General features: G+C 64.6%; 14 protein-coding genes and 1 pseudogene. 10 read left to right on the top strand and 5 right to left on the bottom strand.

The window, feature by feature from the left end:
• Positions 1-92: 92 nt before the first annotated feature.
• Both CFR72_RS08900 and CFR72_RS08895 read right to left on the bottom strand, forming a co-directional pair.
• On the bottom strand, positions 93-998 hold the full coding sequence (locus CFR72_RS08900; RefSeq protein WP_110913615.1) for a prephenate/arogenate dehydrogenase family protein: 906 nt from the start codon (positions 996-998) through the stop codon (positions 93-95).
• 36 nt (positions 999-1,034) lie between these two features.
• A complete protein-coding gene (locus CFR72_RS08895; RefSeq protein ID WP_110913614.1) occupies positions 1,035-2,105 on the bottom strand; it encodes a lysylphosphatidylglycerol synthase domain-containing protein in 1,071 nt (356 codons plus the stop codon).
• A 189-nt stretch (positions 2,106-2,294) separates the two neighbouring features.
• Here CFR72_RS08895 and hpnA point away from each other — a divergent pair, with 189 nt between their 5' ends.
• The 10 genes and pseudogenes from hpnA (at position 2,295) to CFR72_RS08850 (ending at position 14,588) form a co-directional block, all read left to right on the top strand.
• Positions 2,295-3,290, top strand: coding sequence for a hopanoid-associated sugar epimerase (gene hpnA / locus CFR72_RS08890; RefSeq protein WP_110913613.1), 996 nt, complete (start codon positions 2,295-2,297; stop codon positions 3,288-3,290).
• A gap of 10 nt (positions 3,291-3,300) precedes the next feature.
• Entirely contained in the window at positions 3,301-4,536 is a 1,236-nt protein-coding gene (locus CFR72_RS08885; RefSeq protein ID WP_110913640.1) for a glycosyltransferase, read from the top strand.
• The gene (gene hpnC / locus CFR72_RS08880; protein ID WP_110913612.1) at positions 4,533-5,399 is read left to right on the top strand and encodes a squalene synthase HpnC; all 867 of its coding nucleotides are present in this window, start codon (positions 4,533-4,535) and stop codon (positions 5,397-5,399) included. The genes CFR72_RS08885 and hpnC overlap by 4 nt, the downstream gene beginning before the upstream one ends.
• A 105-nt stretch (positions 5,400-5,504) precedes the next feature.
• Positions 5,505-6,386, top strand: a complete 882-nt coding sequence (gene hpnD, locus CFR72_RS08875; RefSeq protein WP_110913611.1) for a presqualene diphosphate synthase HpnD — start codon at positions 5,505-5,507, stop codon at positions 6,384-6,386.
• A 3-nt stretch (positions 6,387-6,389) separates the two neighbouring features.
• Positions 6,390-7,688, top strand: coding sequence for a hydroxysqualene dehydroxylase HpnE (gene hpnE / locus CFR72_RS08870; protein WP_110913610.1), 1,299 nt, complete (start codon positions 6,390-6,392; stop codon positions 7,686-7,688).
• Between the two features lie 147 nt (positions 7,689-7,835).
• On the top strand, positions 7,836-9,869 hold the full coding sequence (gene shc / locus CFR72_RS08865) for a squalene--hopene cyclase (protein WP_244182226.1): 2,034 nt from the start codon (positions 7,836-7,838) through the stop codon (positions 9,867-9,869).
• A gap of 2 nt (positions 9,870-9,871) precedes the next feature.
• Positions 9,872-10,567 carry a phosphorylase family protein gene (locus CFR72_RS08860; RefSeq protein WP_110913609.1) on the top strand — a complete coding sequence of 232 codons (696 nt, stop codon included), beginning with the start codon at positions 9,872-9,874 and terminating at the stop codon, positions 10,565-10,567.
• A gap of 47 nt (positions 10,568-10,614) precedes the next feature.
• Entirely contained in the window at positions 10,615-10,908 is a 294-nt protein-coding gene (locus tag CFR72_RS17200) for a hypothetical protein (protein WP_146220695.1), read from the top strand.
• Between the two features lie 70 nt (positions 10,909-10,978).
• Complete coding sequence (locus CFR72_RS08855; RefSeq protein ID WP_110913608.1) at positions 10,979-12,184, top strand: acetate/propionate family kinase; 1,206 nt, start codon at positions 10,979-10,981, stop codon at positions 12,182-12,184.
• Between the two features lie 34 nt (positions 12,185-12,218).
• Positions 12,219-14,588 (top strand): annotated as a pseudogene (locus CFR72_RS08850) (phosphoketolase family protein).
• Here CFR72_RS08850 and CFR72_RS17195 read toward each other — a convergent pair.
• From CFR72_RS17195 to CFR72_RS08840, 3 genes are read right to left on the bottom strand one after another with little or no spacing between them, the layout of a single operon-like run.
• The gene (locus CFR72_RS17195) at positions 14,531-14,908 is read right to left on the bottom strand and encodes a hypothetical protein (RefSeq protein WP_146220694.1); all 378 of its coding nucleotides are present in this window, start codon (positions 14,906-14,908) and stop codon (positions 14,531-14,533) included. The pseudogene CFR72_RS08850 and the gene CFR72_RS17195 overlap by 58 nt on opposite strands.
• A 52-nt stretch (positions 14,909-14,960) precedes the next feature.
• Positions 14,961-16,478, bottom strand: coding sequence for an efflux transporter outer membrane subunit (locus CFR72_RS08845; protein ID WP_110913607.1), 1,518 nt, complete (start codon positions 16,476-16,478; stop codon positions 14,961-14,963).
• A gap of 16 nt (positions 16,479-16,494) precedes the next feature.
• Entirely contained in the window at positions 16,495-17,406 is a 912-nt protein-coding gene (locus CFR72_RS08840) for a biotin/lipoyl-binding protein (RefSeq protein WP_110913606.1), read from the bottom strand.
• Positions 17,407-17,424 lie beyond the last annotated feature (18 nt).

Here is a 17,424-nt window from a genome sequence, read left to right as displayed (position 1 = left end):
AGTAATAAAAGTTTTTGGTGAAGCTTTTTTCAAAAAGCTTCAAGGACGTCGCCTTTTTCAAAAAAGGCGACACCCAGAAACTTTCATGAATTTCAGGCCTGATGGTTTTCGATCAGGGTGCGCCGGATGGCGCGCCCGCGTGTGATGCGATCGACGATGATCGTGTCATCCCCCCTGCGGATGGCGTCGGCCATGGCCTGCGCATCGGCCATGAACCGGTCGAGCATCTCCAGCAGTGCCTCACGGTTGTTGAGGAAGATGTCGCGCCACATCGTCGGGTCCGACGCCGCGATGCGGGTGAAGTCGCGAAAGCCCGACGCCGCGAAATCCAGCACTTCGGAGCGTGTTTCATCCGCAAGGTCGTCCGCCGTGCCGCAGATGGTGAAGGCCAGCAGGTGCGGCAGGTGGCTGACGATGGCGCAGACCCGGTCATGATGTTCGGGCGTCATGGTGCGCAGGCGCGCGCCCATCGCCTCCCACATGGCGGAAATACGCGCCACCGCATCCGCAGGCGTGTTCTCCAGCGGCAGCAGCAGGCACCAGCGGTTTTCAAACAGGCTGTGGAATCCCGCGTCCGGGCCGGAATATTCCGTGCCCGCCATCGGGTGCGCGGGCACGAAGGCGATATCGGGACGTGACGCCAGCGCGGGCAGCACGGCGTTGATGACCGAAACCTTGGTCGATCCCACCTCGCTCAGGATCGCGCCGGGCTTCATCGCTGGTGCGACCTGCGCCGCAACCGTGCCGATCACCCCCACCGGCACGCACAAAATCACGCAGTCCGCGTCGCGCACGGCCTCTTTCGCATCCTGCACCACCCGGTCGGCGATGCCGAGTTCACGGACCCGTTCGCAGACCTGCGGGTTGATGTCGCTGGCGACGAGTTCGCGTGCGATGCTGCGATCCAGCATGGCGCGGCGCAGGATGGAGGAGCCGATCAGGCCCGGTCCGATGATGACCAGCCTGTCGAACAGGGGGGCGGAAGGTGTTGCGGTCATGGCGGCACCGGATGGGATCTGTGCGGGGCGGAAGGGCTACTTGCCCGGTGGGGTGGTGGACGGGGCGGCGACGGGGGAGGTTGCCTCCTTCGCTTCCTCGCGGTCCTGCTGCGGGGTGTGGCGCAGGCTGCGCATTTCCATGGCCTGCCATCCCAGCAGCATCGGGATGCCGATCACAAGTTCGCGCCCGCGTCGCAGCAGCGACAGGCCGAGCGAGATGGACGGCGCGATGCCAAAGGCCGAACCCAGCGCGATATAGGCCGCTTCCTGCACGCCAAGCCCTGCGGGGACCAGGAAGGAGACGGACATGATGCCGCAGGCCACGCCCTCGATGGCGATGGCGCCGCTGAAGCTGAGCTTCGCGCCAAGGAAATAATACGCAACCCAGATCGTCGCGGCACTGCCCAGCCAGCCGATATAATGCAGGAACGCGGCCTCCGCGATGCGGCGGGGATGGGACCAGATCTCGTCAAAGCGTTCCTGCAGGCTGTCGGCGCTGCTCATCATCGCGTCCTGCCACTGCGTCGCCATGTTGTGGCCCAGCATGCGGCCCGCGCGCTTGAGCAGCGATCCCCCGTGCTGCTGCGTCCAGATGAACCCGCCGATTCCCATCGTCAGCAGCACAAGCCCGATGATCACCGGCTTGGCGAAGGGGCTGGACTGCTGGTGGGCGACAAGGCACAGCACGGCGGTCAGGATGAACAGGATCTGGCCCATCACCTCCGTCGTGATGTCCACGAGGTTCGCGCACGCCGCTTCCGGCCCGCTGATGGTGCGGCCGCGCCGCCCCGCGAACAGGTGGCTGGAGCATGTCGCGCGGATGCCGATCACCATCCCCCCGAGCTGGGAGAAGGGCAGGCATGACGCCGCCGCATCACGAATCATGCGCGAGACCAGCAGTTGGCGGACGGAAATGTCACGACAAGCCGCGTGCCATGCAAGACCCAGTATTGCATCGACTGCAAGCTGCGCCAGCACGGTCGCCATGAATCCGACGAAGCCGATCGACACGATCGCCTTCATGACGGAGCCCGCGCCAAGCCACGCCGTGCAACCGGTAAGTAGGGCCAGGCCAAGGAAGGCCAGCAGGATGGTAAGCTTTCTCAAGAAAGATCCGTAATGCGTCTGTTAAGCCGAAAAGCGGTCGCAATGTCCGCCCGAAGTGACAGTGCGGGCCTGACTTACACCACGACAGGGTCTGGCGCCACCGCGAGGTGTCGGGATAAATGGTAATTCCTGCTGGTTGCGAGTCCGTATCGCAATCTTGAATTCTGTCACGGAGTGCTCGTTCAGGTCATGACTGCCCCAACGCTCGTCACCGGTGCAACCGGTTTTGTCGGCTCTGCTGTCGCCCGCAACCTGCTGGAGCGTGGCCATTCGCTGCGCCTGATGGTGCGTAAGGGCAGTGATCTTACCAACCTGCGCGATATCCCGTGCGAACTGGTGGATGGGGACCTGTCCACCCCGTCCACCTTCGACGCGGCGGTGCGCGGATGCCGCTACGTGTTTCACGTGGCCGCGGATTACCGGCTGTGGGTGCCCGATCCCGTGCCGATGATGATCGCCAACGTGGAGGGCACGCGCCAGCTCATGCTCGCGGCGCAGCGCGCGGGCGTGGAGAAGATCGTCTACTGCTCCTCCGTCGCGGCGCTTGGCCTGATCGGCGACGGGACGGTGTGCGACGAGGAGACGCCGGTTCATGAACATGGCGTGATCGGGATCTACAAGCGCTCCAAATACCGTGCGGAGCAGGAAGTCCTGCGCCTGGTCCATGAATGCGCGCTGCCTGCCGTGATCGTGAACCCCTCCACCCCCGTCGGCCCGCGCGACATCAAGCCCACGCCCACGGGGCAGATGATCCTCGACTGCGCCGCGGGGCGGATGCCCGCCTATGTCGATACGGGCGTGAACATCGTCCATGTCGATGACGTGGCCGAAGGGCACGCGCTGGCGCTGGAGCGCGGGCGCCTGGGCGAGAAATACATCCTTGGCGGTCAGAACTACCTCCTGCGTGACCTGTTCGCCATGACGGCGGAAATCGCCGGTGTGGCGCCGCCGCGCATCCGCCTGCCGCAGGCGGTGATCTGGCCCATCGCGATCATCAGCGAATGGCTGTCGCGCATGTTCGGCATCGCCCCGCGCGTCACGCGCGAAATGCTGGCGATGTCGCACAAGAAGATGTTCTTCTCCTCCGACAAGGCGATCCGGGAACTGGGCTATTCCCCCCGTCCCGCGCGTGAAGCCGTCAAGGACGCCATCGACTGGTTCCGCCAGCATGGCATGCTCGATTGAGGTCCGCGACATGTTGCTCATCGCCGTTGCGGGGCTGGCGCTGGCCATCTGGGGGTGGCTGATCTTCTTCCACGGGCGTTTCTGGCAGGCCGGGCCGATCCTTGCCCCGGTGGCGGGCAGGGCGCTTGACCGCAGGCGGTGCCCCGATGTCTGCGTCGTGGTGCCCGCGCGCGATGAGGCGCCGTCGATCAGGCAGTGTGTCTCCTCCCTGCTGGCGCAGGATTACCCGGGGGAGTTGCATGTCATCATCGTCGATGACGGCAGCACCGACGGGACGGGGAAGCTGGCGCGCAAGGTGGCCGACCCGAAAAAGCGCCTGACTGTGGTGACGGGCAAGTCCCGCCCGGCCGGATGGAGCGGCAAGCTGTGGGCCGTAAGCCAGGGCGTGGCCGAGGCCGCGCGCCTGTGCCCCGACAGCGATGGCTTCATCCTGCTGACGGATGCGGACATCACCCATGACCCGCGCCACATCTCCACCCTTGTGGCCAAGGCCGAAGGCTCCGGCCTTGATGAAGTGTCGGAGATGGTGGAGCTGAACTGCAAAAGCCCCGCCGAACGGATGCTGGTCCCGGCCTTCGTCTTCTTCTTCGCCCTGCTCTACCCCTTCGCCAGCGTGAACAACCCGCGCAGCAGGACGGCGGGTGCCGCGGGCGGGACGATCCTTGTGCGCCGCACGGCGCTGGCGCGCATCGGCGGGATCGACAGCCTGCGCGGTGCGCTGATCGACGACTGCACGCTGGCCGCGCGCATCAAGCATGGGGGCGGGAAGATCTTCCTGGGGCACAGTTGCCTTGCGCGCTCCATCCGGCCCTATCCCCATCCGCACGACATCTGGCGCATGGTGGCGCGCACGGCCTATGTGCAGTTGGGATATTCGCCGTGGATGCTGATGGGCACGGTGCTGGGCATGATCGTGGTGTGGATCGTGCCGATGGAACTCGCCCTGTTCACCCATGGCACGGCCTGCCTGCTTGGCGCGGCCGCATGGGTCATGTCGATGGCGTCGTACACCCCCACGCTGCGCCGGTTCAACCTGATGCCCGCATGGGCGCTGCTGCTGCCGGTCGTGGCCGCTTTCTATACGCTGGCGACCATCGGGTCGGCCATCAATCACCATCGTGGCCGGGGCGTGGTGTGGAAAAGTCGCGCCTATACCGATACCGATGGGGCAATCTCGACCTATATCCGTTCCGAAGGGAACGGTGCGGTCATGAACAGGACGATGACGGGGGATGACATAGGGTGAGTACAGCCGAACACGACGCATGGGGCAGCGAGGACGTATCGTCAGGCAAGGGCGCGGGGGACGAGAACTTTCCCGTAGGCTCCCTGCTGATCAGCCGCGACCAGCGTCCGAATGTCCACGCCTATTACGATTTCGCCCGCGTCATCGACGATATCGTGGACAGCACGAAGCTGGACCCGCAGGCGAAGATCGACCGCCTCAACGCCATGGAGGGCGTGGTGCGCGGCACGGTTGCCGCCCCCGCCCGCCCCGATGCGCAGACGGCGGTGAAGGTGCGCGAGATGTTCGCGCGCACCGGTGTCCCGGTGGAAACCGCGACCGACCTGATCGTCGCCTTCCGCCAGGACGCGGTCAAGAACCGGTATGAGACCTGGGACGAACTGCTGGAATACTGCCGCTATTCCGCCAATCCCGTGGGGCGCTTCCTGCTGGAACTGCATGGCGAGGGGCCGGAGACGGCAGGCCCGTCGGATGCGCTGTGCACGGCGTTGCAGGTCATCAACCACCTGCAGGACTGCGCCGATGACCTGCGTGCGCTCGACCGCTGCTACCTCCCGCGTGAATGGATGGAGCGCGAGGGCGCGAAGGTGGAGGACCTGTACGGACCCTTCGCCCTGCCCGCGCTGCGCCGGGTGTTCGACGCGATGCTGGACGGGGTGGATGTCCTTAATGACGAGGCCGCCCGCCTGCCCGCGCTGGTGCATGACCGGCGCATGCGCATGGAGTGCGCGGTGATCGTCGGCCTGTCGAAGAGCCTTGCCGCGCGCCTGCGCCGCGAGGACCCTCTGGCGGGGCGGGTCAAGCTGTCGCGTGGCGACGTGCTGGCGGCGATGGGCGGTGCGCTGCGCGTCATCCGCCGCTGAAGCCGGGCAGGCCGGGTTGGCGGATGGATTTTGCCGTTGGGGGAATTGCCGTTAAAGAACGTCCGGAAGACATTGTGAACCTTGGATTGAACGGAAAACGCGGGGATGGTTTTTTTGCGCGCGCGGCATGATGGCACGACGCCCCTGGGATGCGACCCCACGGACCTTGCGCAGGTCGAGGCGGTGGTGAAGGCGTCGGGCACGTCCTTTGGCAAGGGCATGCAGATCCTGCCGCCGGACCGGCGGTACGGGATGTATGCCGTCTATGCCTTCTGTCGCCTGGTCGATGACATAGCCGATGACGAAGGCGAGGCGCAGGACAAGAGCGACCGGCTCGACGCATGGCGCGCGCGGATCGCGCGGCTGTATGCGGGACAGGCGGACGACGCGCTTGATCGCGTGCTGCTGGCGACCATCCGCATGTTCGGCCTGCGGCAGGAGGATTTCAATGCCGTGATCGACGGCATGGAAATGGATGCGCGCGGCCCCATCGTTGCCCCGGACGAGGCGACGTTCGACCTGTATTGCGACCGCGTCGCCTCCGCCGTGGGGCGCCTGTCGGTGCGGGTGTTCGGCGATGCCTCGGCCGAAGCCGACAGGGTCGCCTATCACCTCGGGCGCGCATTGCAGATCACCAACATCCTGCGTGACGTGGCGGAGGATGCGCGGATCGGGCGTCTGTACCTGCCTGCCGAACTGCTGTCGCGCTTCGATGTGCCGCTGACGCCGGAAGGTGCGTGCCACGCGCCGGGACTGGATTCGGTGGGGCGCATCCTGGCCGGGCGGGCGCGTGACCATTTCCGCGCCGCCGATGCCGCGATGCGCCGGTGCAACCGCCGCGCCATGCGTCCCGCGCGTGTGATGGAGGCGACCTATGCCGCGATCCTCGCAGCACAGGAACGCCAGGGATGGCGCGACCTGTCGCATCGTGTGTCGCTCTCACGCCCGCGCAAGCTGCTGATTGCCGCCCGCGCACTGGTGGCCTGATCCATGAGCGGGCATATCCATATCGTCGGCGGTGGCCTTGCCGGCCTGTCGGCGGCGGTCGAACTGGCCGGGGTTGGGGAACATGTTTCGCTGTACGAGGCCGGGCCGGCCTGTGGCGGGCGGGCGCGTTCGTATGAGGACAGGCACCTTGGCTGCCGTATCGACAATGGCAATCACCTGCTGCTGTCGGGCAACCGGGCGGTCAACCGCTATCTTGGCCTGATTGGGTCGCAGGACACGCTGACGGGGCCGGCGCGCCCGGTCTTTCCCTTCATGGACCTTGGGGACAGGGCACGCTGGACGCTGGACCTGTCGCGCGGGAAAATCCCGCTATGGGTGCTGTCGCGCCGTCGCCGCGTGCCGGGCATGCGACTGGGTGAACTGCGCAGCCTGATGCGCCTGATGGAGGCGGACCCAGACGTCGTGGTGTCGGAATGCCTGCAACCCGGCGCACTGTCATCGCGCCTTCTGGAACCGTTCGCGATTTCCGTCCTCAACACCATGCCCGATGTCGGCAGTGCGGCCCTGCTGGGTGCGGTGGTGCGTGAAAGCCTGGCGCAGGGGGGGCGGCACTGCCTGCCGCGCTTCCCGCGTGAAGGGCTGTCCGAAAGCTTCGTCGATCCCGCGCTGTCGCACCTCGCGCTCATGAAGGCGGAGGTCCATACCGGCGTGCGCATCAGCGCGGTGGAGGTGGAGGACGGGCATGTCACGATGCTGCGCGCCACGGGGCAGGAGATCCCGGTCGGGCCGGGCGATGCCGTCATCATGGCGACGCCCGCGCCGGTTGCGTCCTCCCTGCTTGACGGGCGCGTGCCCGGCTTCAGCGCCCCGGATGAGTTCGAGGCCATCGTGAACGCGCATTTCGCCCTGCCTTACGCCCCCGTGGCGACCGGCGCGCTGGCGCAGGCGCGCTTCATCGGCCTTGTGGGCGGCATCAGCGAATGGGTGTTCATCAAGGGGCACATCCTGTCGGTGACCGTCAGCGCGGCCAACCGTTACGCCGCATGCGATACCGATGCGCTGGCCCGCACCATCTGGGGCGAGGTGCGCGCGGCCCTTGATCCCGCGCTGACCGTTGCCCTGCCGGTGGAGATGCCCCCCATGCGCATCGTGCGGGAAAAGCGCGCGACCTTTGCTGCGACCCCTGCGCAGGACCGCCTGCGGCCGGGCACGCGCACGATGCTGCCCAACCTGATGCTGGCCGGGGACTGGACGGAAACCGGCCTGCCAGCCACAATCGAGGGGGCGCTGCGCTCCGGCGTTGCGGCCGCACGGGCCACCCGCCAGCGTCACGGCGGGTAAGGTCCCCTGATAAACTGATAAAAGTTTTTGGTGAAGCTTTTTGCAAAAAGCTTCAAAGAACGCCGCCTTTTTGAAAAAAGGCGGCACCCAAAAACTTTTTGAAATCTGGAACAGGCCCCTGTCGCAGGATGGGGGAGACATGGAACAATGGCGCAGAAACCCGAAACGACAACCCGCAAGGCCCCGGCCCGCAAGACCACCACGACGCGCAGGACCGCCGCGACACGTGCGGTAAAGCTGGATGCGCCCCTGCCTGCGGGGGACCTCGATGCTGCCGTCACCCGTGCGCAGGCCGCGCTGGGACAGCGGCAGGATGCGGACGGGCACTGGGTTTTCGATCTGGAGGCCGACGCCACAATCCCGGCCGAATATGTCCTGCTGGAACATTTCCTCGACCGGATCGACCCTGCGCTGGAAAAGCGGATCGGTGTCTATCTGCGCCGCATCCAGGGCGCGCATGGTGGCTGGCCCCTGTATGAAAATGGCGAATTCGACCTCTCTGCATCGGTGAAGGCGTATTTCGCGCTCAAGGCCGTTGGTGACGACCTCAACGCCCCGCACATGGTCCGCGCGCGTGAGGCGATCCTGAGCCATGGCGGCGCGGAACGGACCAACGTGTTCACCCGCCTGCAGCTTTCCCTGTTTGGCGAGGTGCCGTGGCATGCCGCGCCTGCCATGCCGGTCGAACTGATGCTGATGCCGCGCAGGGCGCTGTTTTCGATATGGAACATGTCGTACTGGTCACGCACGGTCATCGCCCCGCTGCTGGTGCTGGGTGCGGTGCGGCCACGCGCGCTCAACCCGCGCGGCATCCATATCCCCGAACTGTTCGTCACCCCGCCGGACAGGGTGCGTGACTGGGTCCGTGGGCCGTACCGTTCCCGCTGGGGATATGTGTTCCAGTATCTGGACAGGGTGCTGCACCCGGCGGAGCGGTTTTTCCCGCGCAAAACCCGCCGTCGCGCCATCCGTGCCGCCGTGGACTTTATTGAAAAGCGCCTCAATGGCGTGGACGGACTGGGCGCGATCTATCCCGCCATGGCCAATACGGTCATGATGTTCCGCGCGCTTGGCGTGCCCGACAGCGACCCGCGCGCGGTGACGGCGTGGGAGGCGGTGCAGCGCCTGCTGGTCAACCAGGGCAAGGAAACCTATTGCCAGCCCTGCGTGTCGCCCATCTGGGATACCGGCCTTGCGGGGCACGCCATGATGGAATCCGCCGCCGGTCTCGATGGCATCGCGCCCGAGGAGACGAAGCGGAAACTGGCGAAGGCCACCGAATGGCTGCGTGGCCGCCAGATCCTTGATGTGAAGGGCGACTGGGCGATGAACAGCCCGGATGTGAAGCCCGGTGGCTGGGCGTTCCAGTACAATAACGACTACTACCCCGACGTGGACGATACGGCGGTGGTCGGCATGCTGCTGCACCGTGAGGGCGATCCCGCGAATGCCGAGGCGGTGGAGCGTGCGCGTCACTGGATCATCGGCATGCAGAGCAGCAATGGCGGATGGGGCGCGTTCGACATCGACAATGACCTCGACGTGCTCAACCACATTCCCTTTGCCGATCATGGCGCGCTGCTTGACCCGCCGACCGCCGATGTCACGGCGCGCTGCATTTCCTTCCTCGCACAGCTTGATAACTGGGAAGACCGCCCGTGCATCGAACGCGGCCTTGATTACCTGCGCAGGGAGCAGGAGGCGGACGGGTCGTGGTTCGGCCGGTGGGGCACCAACTACATCTATGGCACATGGTCGGTGCTGTGCGCGCTGAACGTGGCGAATGTGCCAAAGGACGACCCGATGGTCATCCGCGCCACCGACTGGCTGCGGCGCAAGCAGCGCGCCGATGGTGGCTGGGGCGAAGGCTGCGAATCCTATGAAGGCGGCCCGCATGGCGAATACAGCCAGAGCCTGCCGTCGCAGACCGCATGGGCCGTGCTGGGCATGATGGCGGCCGGCCTGAAGGATGACAGGGCGGTCGCGCGCGGGGTGGCGTATCTGGCGCGCACGCAGGGCAAGGACGGCGAATGGGCGGAAGAGCCGTATAACGCCGTCGGTTTCCCCAAGGTGTTCTACCTGCGGTATCATGGATACCGGCAGTTCTTCCCGCTGATGGCGCTGTCGCGCTATCGCAACCTGCACAACAGCAACAGTGGCCACGTGGGGTACGGATTCTGATCATGGACAACAGCAGCCAGGCCACGGCGGTGGCGCCATTTACCCGTCTCGGGATCGTGGTCGGGATGGAGGCCGAGGCCGCCCTGATCCGCCCGTTCTTCCCCGCCGCGCGATTTGGCATCAGTGGCGCGACGCTGGATGGTGCGCGGCGTGCGACCTCCATCCTGCTGACGTCCGGGGTGGATGCGGTGCTGTCGTTCGGGCTTGCCGCCGGACTGGACCCGGCGCTGTATCCGGGGATCGTCCTGCTGCCGCGCCAGGTCGTGGTCGATGGCACGCGCATTCCGACCGATCCGGCCCTTTCCGACTGGCTCGGGCAGGGATTGCGGACCGTGCGGCGCGGGGACCTGCTACACAGTGATGTGATCGTCTCCGACCGGAAGGAGAAGGCCGAACTGTTCGCCCAGAGCGGGTGCGAAGGGCTGGATATGGAAAGCGGCGTGGTGGCGACGCTGTGTTCGGAGCGCAAGGTACCGTTCGCGGTCCTGCGTATCGTGTGCGACCCGGCGGACCGCACGCTGCCGCCCGCCGCCGTGGTGGCGTTGCAGCCGGGCGGGGGAATCGCGCTTGGGGCGATCCTGCGCAATGTGCTGGCCCATCCGGGGCAGATCCCGGCCCTGATCGCAGTGGGACGGGACGCGGGCATGGCCCGCAAGGCCGCGCGCGCCATGCTACGGCGGCGGTTTGACCCGGATTGATGGGGGGCGCCTTTGTCTGGGAAAGGCGGCGTTCTTTTTGAAGCTTTTTGAAAAAAGCTTCACCAAAAACTTTTATTATTTCAGGCAGTTATCTGGGCTGCCTTTTCAGGTGTTTCCTGACGGGCCGGTTTCCGAAGGGCAATGCCCTTTGGCGGGTCAAGGGCAGCGCCCTTGAAGATGACATGTCGTCACGCATAGGCGCTATGTGGCTTCCCATGCAGGTACCGGGCATCAGCCATATGTGGAATATCGCGCTGTTTTTGCGCTACGTTTCAAATAATGACAGCAATCCGGCGCTGGTACCGCACGTTCGCGATGCAGCACCGGCAATGCGGAATTGATTCGCGTCAATGTGTCGCTGGTTCGATAGTCGATAGGATGTCGCCGGTTATCGGGAAAGGAAAGACGGGCATGACAAAGGCTGTTCTGGCATTGAATGCAGGGTCATCCAGCCTGAAATTCGCCCTGTTCCGCATCGACCCGACCGATACCCCCGCAAGCCCCAGCCACCGCATCGCCTCGGGCGAGGTGGAGGGCATCGGCACCCATCCGCATTTCCGCGCCAAGGATGCCAGCGGCAAGGTCCTGATTGATGAAAGCTGGGACGCCCATGCGGGTGGCCCGGATGCCCACCATGGTCCCATGGCCACCCTGATGGAGTGGGTGGGGCAGCATCTTGGCGGGATCGAACTGATGGGGGTGGGGCACCGCGTCGTCCATGGCGGGCCGAATTTCATCCGCCCGGTGCGCATCACGCCCGATGTGCTGGCCGCCCTGTCGGCACTGACGCCGTTCGCCCCGCTGCACCAGCCCGGTAGCCTTGCGCCCGCCCGCGCCCTGATGGCGCAGCGGCCGGACCTGCCGCAGGTCGCGTGCTTCGATACCGCTTTCCACCACACCATGCCCGCCGTGGCACAGGCGCAGGCCCTGCCGCGTTCCTATGCCGACAAGGGGGTGCGGCGGTACGGGTTCCATGGGCTGTCATACGAATATATCGCCAACTGCCTGCGCGAACGCGCGCCGCGCCTTGCGGCGGGGCGCTGCATCGTGGCGCATGTCGGCAGCGGGGCCAGCCTGTGCGCCCTGCATGAAGGGCACAGCATCGACACGACGATGGGCTTTTCGGTGCTCGACGGGCTGATGATGGGCACGCGCTGCGGCCATCTCGATCCGGGCGTGATCCTCTACATGCTCAAGGAAGAGGGGCTGGGCGCGGCCGAGGTCGAGACGGTGCTGTATCAACATTCCGGCCTGCTAGGCATGTCGGGCGTGTCGAATGACATGCGCGACCTGCATGCCCGCGCCGCCCACGATCCCGCCGTCAGCGCGGCGCTGGACCTATTCGTCTACCGCTTCGTGCAGGAGGCGGGGATGATGGCCGCGTCGCTGCAGGGGCTGGACGGGCTGGTGTTCACGGCGGGCATTGGCGAAAATGACGCCATCGTGCGGGCCGCGATCTGTGCGCGGCTGCAATGGCTGGGGGTGCGGCTGGACGAGGCCGCGAATACCGCGAACAGCGAAATCATCAGCACATCCGACAGCACGGTCGAGGTGCGGGTCATTCCCACGGATGAGGAAACGACGATCCGCCGCCATGTGATGATGTGTCTGGCGTAACGGACACGGACAATTTGTTTCGAAAGGGACGCAGATGAGTGAGACAGCATCCGCCACGCCGTTATCGGCGCAGGAACTGGCGTTAATGAACAAGTGGTGGCACGCCGCCAACTACCTGTCGATTGCGCAGATCTACCTGCTGGCCAACCCGCTCCTGCGTGAGCCGCTGAAGCTTGAGGACACCAAGCCGCGCCTGCTGGGGCACTGGGGCACGACGCCGGGACTGAACTTCCTGTATGTGCACCTCAACCGCATCATCCGTGAACAGGACCGCAGCATCCTGTTCGTCGCGGGACCGGGCCACGGGGCGCCGGGCGTCATCGCCAACACCTACCTTGAAGGCACCTATAGCGAGTATTTCCCCGAAGTGTCGCAGGACGCGGACGGGCTTGCGCGCCTGGTCAAGCAGTTCTCCTTCCCCGGCGGGATCCCGAGCCACGCGGCGCCGACGACACCGGGTTCCATCAACGAAGGCGGCGAGCTTGGCTATTCCCTGTCGCATGCCTATGGCGCGGTGTTCGACAATCCCGACCTGATTGCCGCCTGCGTCGTCGGCGACGGCGAGGCCGAGACCGGGCCACTGGCGACATCGTGGCACAGCAACAAGTTCCTTGACCCGAAGACCGATGGCGCGGTCCTGCCGATCCTGCACCTCAACGGCTACAAGATCGCGAACCCCACCGTTCTGGCGCGCATCTCGCCCGAGGAACTGCTCTCCCTGTTCAGGGGCTATGGCTACGATCCGATCGTGGTGGAAGGCGACGTGCCCGACGTGGTGCATCAGGCCATGGCAAGTGCGATGAACACCGCGTTCGCCCGCATCGACGCCATCCAGAAGGCCGCGCGCACCGAAGGCAAGACCGAACGGCCCGCATGGCCCATGATCATCATGCGCACGCCCAAGGGCTGGACCTGCCCCAAGACGGTGGACGGCCTGCGGGTCGAGGGCTACTGGCGCGCCCATCAGGTGCCCTTTACCGACATGGCCAACCCCGCGCACCTCAAGCTGCTTGACGAATGGCTGCACAGCTACAAGCCCGAAGAGCTGTTCGACGAAAACGGCACGCTGGTGCCCGAGGTCGCGGCACTGGCGCCCAAGGGCAACCGCCGCATGAGCGCCAATCCCCACGCCAATGGTGGTCTGCTGCGCCGGGACCTGCGCCTGCCGGATGTGACCCCCTATGCCGTGACGGTGGAATCGCCGGGCCATGCGCTGGGTGAGGGTACGCGCGTGCTGGGCACGTGGCTGCGTGACGTGATGAAGGAAAACCTGCCGTCGCGTAATTTCCGGGTGCTGGCGCCGGATGAAAATAATTCCAACCGCCTTAACGCCGTGCTCGACGTCACGAACCGCGCATGGAACGCCGAGACGTTCGATTACGATGATCATCTGTCCGTTGATGGCCATGTGATGGAAATCCTGAGCGAGCATACCTGCCAGGGCTGGCTGGAAGGCTACCTGCTGACGGGCCGCCATGGCTTCATGTCGTGCTACGAGGCGTTCATCCACATCGTCGATTCGATGGTCAACAAACATGCCAAGTGGATCAAGCAGGCGGATGAAGTGGCATGGCGCGCGCCGATCGCCTCTCTCAACTACCTGCTGACATCGCATGTCTGGCGTCAGGACCATAACGGGTTCAGCCATCAGGACCCCGGCTTCATCGACCATGTCCTGAACAAGAAGGCCAAGACCGTCCGCGTGTACCTGCCGCCCGATGCGAACACGCTGCTGTGCACGGCGAAGACCTGCCTGGAAAGCCGCGACCGCGTCAACGTCATCGTGGCAGGCAAGCAGCCTGAGCCGCAGTGGCTGGACATGAACTCCGCCATTGAGCATTGCGCGCAGGGAATCGGCATCTGGGAATGGGCCAGCAACGACAAGGGCGGTTAACCCGACGTCGTCATCGCCTGTGCCGGTGACGTGCCGACCATCGAGGCGCTGGCCGCGACACAGCTTCTGAACGAGCATCTGCCGGACCTGAAGGTGCGCGTCATCAACGTCGTGAACCTGCTGACGCTGCAGACCCCGCAGGAACATCCCGACGGTCTGGACGATGCATCGTTCGACAGCCTGTTCACGGTGGACAAGCCGGTGATCTTTGCCTTCCACGGCTATCCCGCGCTGATCCACAAGCTGATCTACAAGCGGACCAACTGCCGCAACTTCCACGTCCATGGCTATCGCGAGGAAGGTTCGACCACGACGCCGTTCGACATGACGGTGCGCAACAATCTGGACCGGTTCCATCTGGTGCAGAACGTGATCCGCCGTGTGCCGGCCCTTGCGGTCAAGGCGGCCTATGCCAACCAGTTGATCAATGACAAGCTGAACGAGCACAAGCGTTACGTCGCGCAGTACGGGCAGGACCTGCCGGAAGTGCGCAACTGGCGCTGGTCGTAAGGCACCAGCGATCTGGCCCGGATCATCCGATCCGGGTCCGGTGACTGGAAACCGGCAATGGGCATGGCCTGTTGCCGGTTTTTTTGTGGGTGGCGTTCTGGTTCTTCTTTGGGAAAAGGAGCGGAAGATTTCTGTATATGAAAACGCTGCTTATGAAATGTTGAGATAGTCATCCAGAAATTTCCGGGTGCCGCCTTTTGATCGAAAAGGCGGCCGTTCTTCTGAAGCTTTTTGAAAAAAGCTTCACCAAAAACTTCTGAAAATCTTCCTGTCATTCCAGGCAGGGTAAAAAAATACCCGCCCCCGGTTATTTTTCGCATAACCGGGAACGGGTACTTCGGCCTGTTCGTTACGTATGGGCCGTCGTGTGGATTACTGCTGGAACAGATGCGCGAGGAAGTTCTGCTTCTCCAGCGAGATCGGCAGCGTGGTGTTGGTCAGCGCCACACCCTGCCAGCCCGCGCCGATGGCGGTATACAGGTCGATCGCATCCTGCAGCCGCTCCAGCCGCGCCATGGCCTCGGCGTTCTGCGCGTTCAGGGTGGTGCGTTCCGTGGTCAGGACTTCAAGGAACCCGACCAGACCGGCGCTGTAGAGCTTGCGGGCGCGCTCGCTCGCCAGGATGCTGTCTTCGGCGGCCTTGGCCAGCAGTTCGGTATGTTCCTCGTCATCATGCCAAGCGGCCATCGCGTCCTCGACTTCCTTGAAGCCCTTGAGGACGGTCTGGCGGTAGTTCAGGCGGCTGGCTTCGGCGGCGGCCTGCGTCGCGCGCACCTGCGAGGTCATCTTGCCGCCATGCATCAGCGGCAACGACGCCATCATCAGGAACTGCCAGCTCATGGTGGCGGCTTCTGTCATCTGCGACATGACCGATGCATTCGGGTTGAAGCTGATGGGGATGCTGAAATTTGGGTAAAGCTGCGACACCGCCATGCCGATCCGCGCCGTGGCCTCGGCATACTGGCGTTCGGCCGTGCGGATGTCAGGACGGTTGGCAAGGACGATGGAGGGCAGGGTGGCGGGGAATTCCGGCACCTTGGGCAGGGGCTTGGGCACCTTCAGTTCAATTTCGGACGTGCCGGGCATCTGTCCCATCAGCACGTCGATCGCATGCGTGATCTGGGAGATATGGGTCTTGAGCGGTTCGCGCGCGGCGGTCTGGGAATCCAGTTCCGCCTTGGCCTGCGCGATCTGCATGGTGTTGCCCACACCTTCGAGATACAGGCGGTTGGTCAGGTCATACGCATCCTGCGCCACATGGATGTTGTTGTTCGCGATTTCCAGCCGCAACTGCTGGTCACGCAGCATCATGTAATCGCTGGCCACTTCCGACAGGATCATGACCATCAGGGCGCGGCGTTCCTCGATCGTGGCCTGGACAGCGTATTTCTGCGCCTCCACACTGCGGCGGATGCGGCCGAAGACGTCAAGCTGCCAGCTTCCGGCCATGCCATAGGTCAGGTAGTTCGCGTCCGGGTGGTTGGCCGGGTTGCCGGGGCGGAGCGGCCAGTTTTCGATGTTGATCGAATACCGGACGTTACCGCCGCCCGCATCGGCGTCAAGCTGCGGATACCACTGCGATGCCTGCACGTCGCGGATCGCGCGTTCCGCAAGGATGTGCTGCCCCGCCGCCTGCAGGTCGTAATTGCCCGCGATCGCCTTGTCGATCAGCTTGTCGAGTTCAGGATCCTTGAACAGGTGCCACCACTGTTTCAGTTCCTTGTCGGTATCCTCGATCTCTTCCTTGGTCGCGGGATGGTCGTCCTCGGTGAAGCGGGCGGGCAGCTTCATGCGGTCGGGCTGGTAACGCGGCCCGACCGTGCAACCGGCCAGCAGCAGGGCAGCACTCAGGAACAGGCCGGTCTTGCGGGTGATCGTGGTGATATTCATCTTTGTGCCTGGCGCCTTACAGGTGGTCTTGCAACCACGTCGTCAGATGGCCGCGTTGCGTGCGGGACTGTGGGCCGACGCTGATGGTCGCCGTCATGCCCGCGGCAAGGGTGATGCTGTCGGGAACATGATCCAGATGGATGCGCACCGGAATACGCTGCGCCAGACGCACCCAGGTGAAGATCGGGCTGACGTCCTGCAGGCCAAGGCCGTCGGGCCTGCCGTTCTGGTCATTGATACCGCGTGCGATACTGACGACATGGCCGGGCAGGATGTCCTTGTATCCCATCAGCTTGACGCGTGCCTCGTCGCCGACATGCACGCCCCACATCTTCGTTTCCTCGAAATACCCGTTGACCCAGTAGGAGTCGGCGTCGATCACCGCAAGGCGCGCATGCCCCGCAGTCACGTAATCGCCCACCCGCAGGTTCAGGTTGGTGATGTTGCCGTTGACCGGCGAATACAGGATGGAGCGCTGCAGGTTCAGCTTCGCCAGGTCAAGTGCCGCGCGCGCCGCGTCAACGGCCGCGATCTGTGTCGCCACGTTGGAGTTGAAGACCTCCTGCTCTTCCGCCGAAACGATACCGCCCAGTCCCATGCGGCGGCGGGCATCGTTCTGCTTGAGCTTCAGGTCCTCAAGCGCACCGTCAAGGCGGGCCTGCGCCTCGCGGATGGCAAGGTGGAAGCGGACCGGGTCAAGCACGAACAGGGGGTCGCCCTTGTGGACGTACTGGTTGTCCACCACCGGTAGCTGGACCACCGTGCCGGACACTTCGGGGGCGACATCGACCACATAGACGCGCAAACGTCCGTCACGTGTCCACGGGGCAATCATGTAGGTGTCCCATAAGGTGACGCCCATGACGATGGCCATCGCCACGACCGCCAGGGTCAGTACCACACGGATCAGGGTGCGCAAGAGAGGCATGGTGGATTCTCGAACCTT

The organism is Gluconacetobacter entanii, assembly GCF_003206495.1.
GTDB lineage: Bacteria > Pseudomonadota > Alphaproteobacteria > Acetobacterales > Acetobacteraceae > Novacetimonas > Novacetimonas entanii.
The sequence above is the reverse complement of the archived record's forward strand: the minus strand, read 5'-3'. Positions and strand labels throughout refer to the sequence as shown.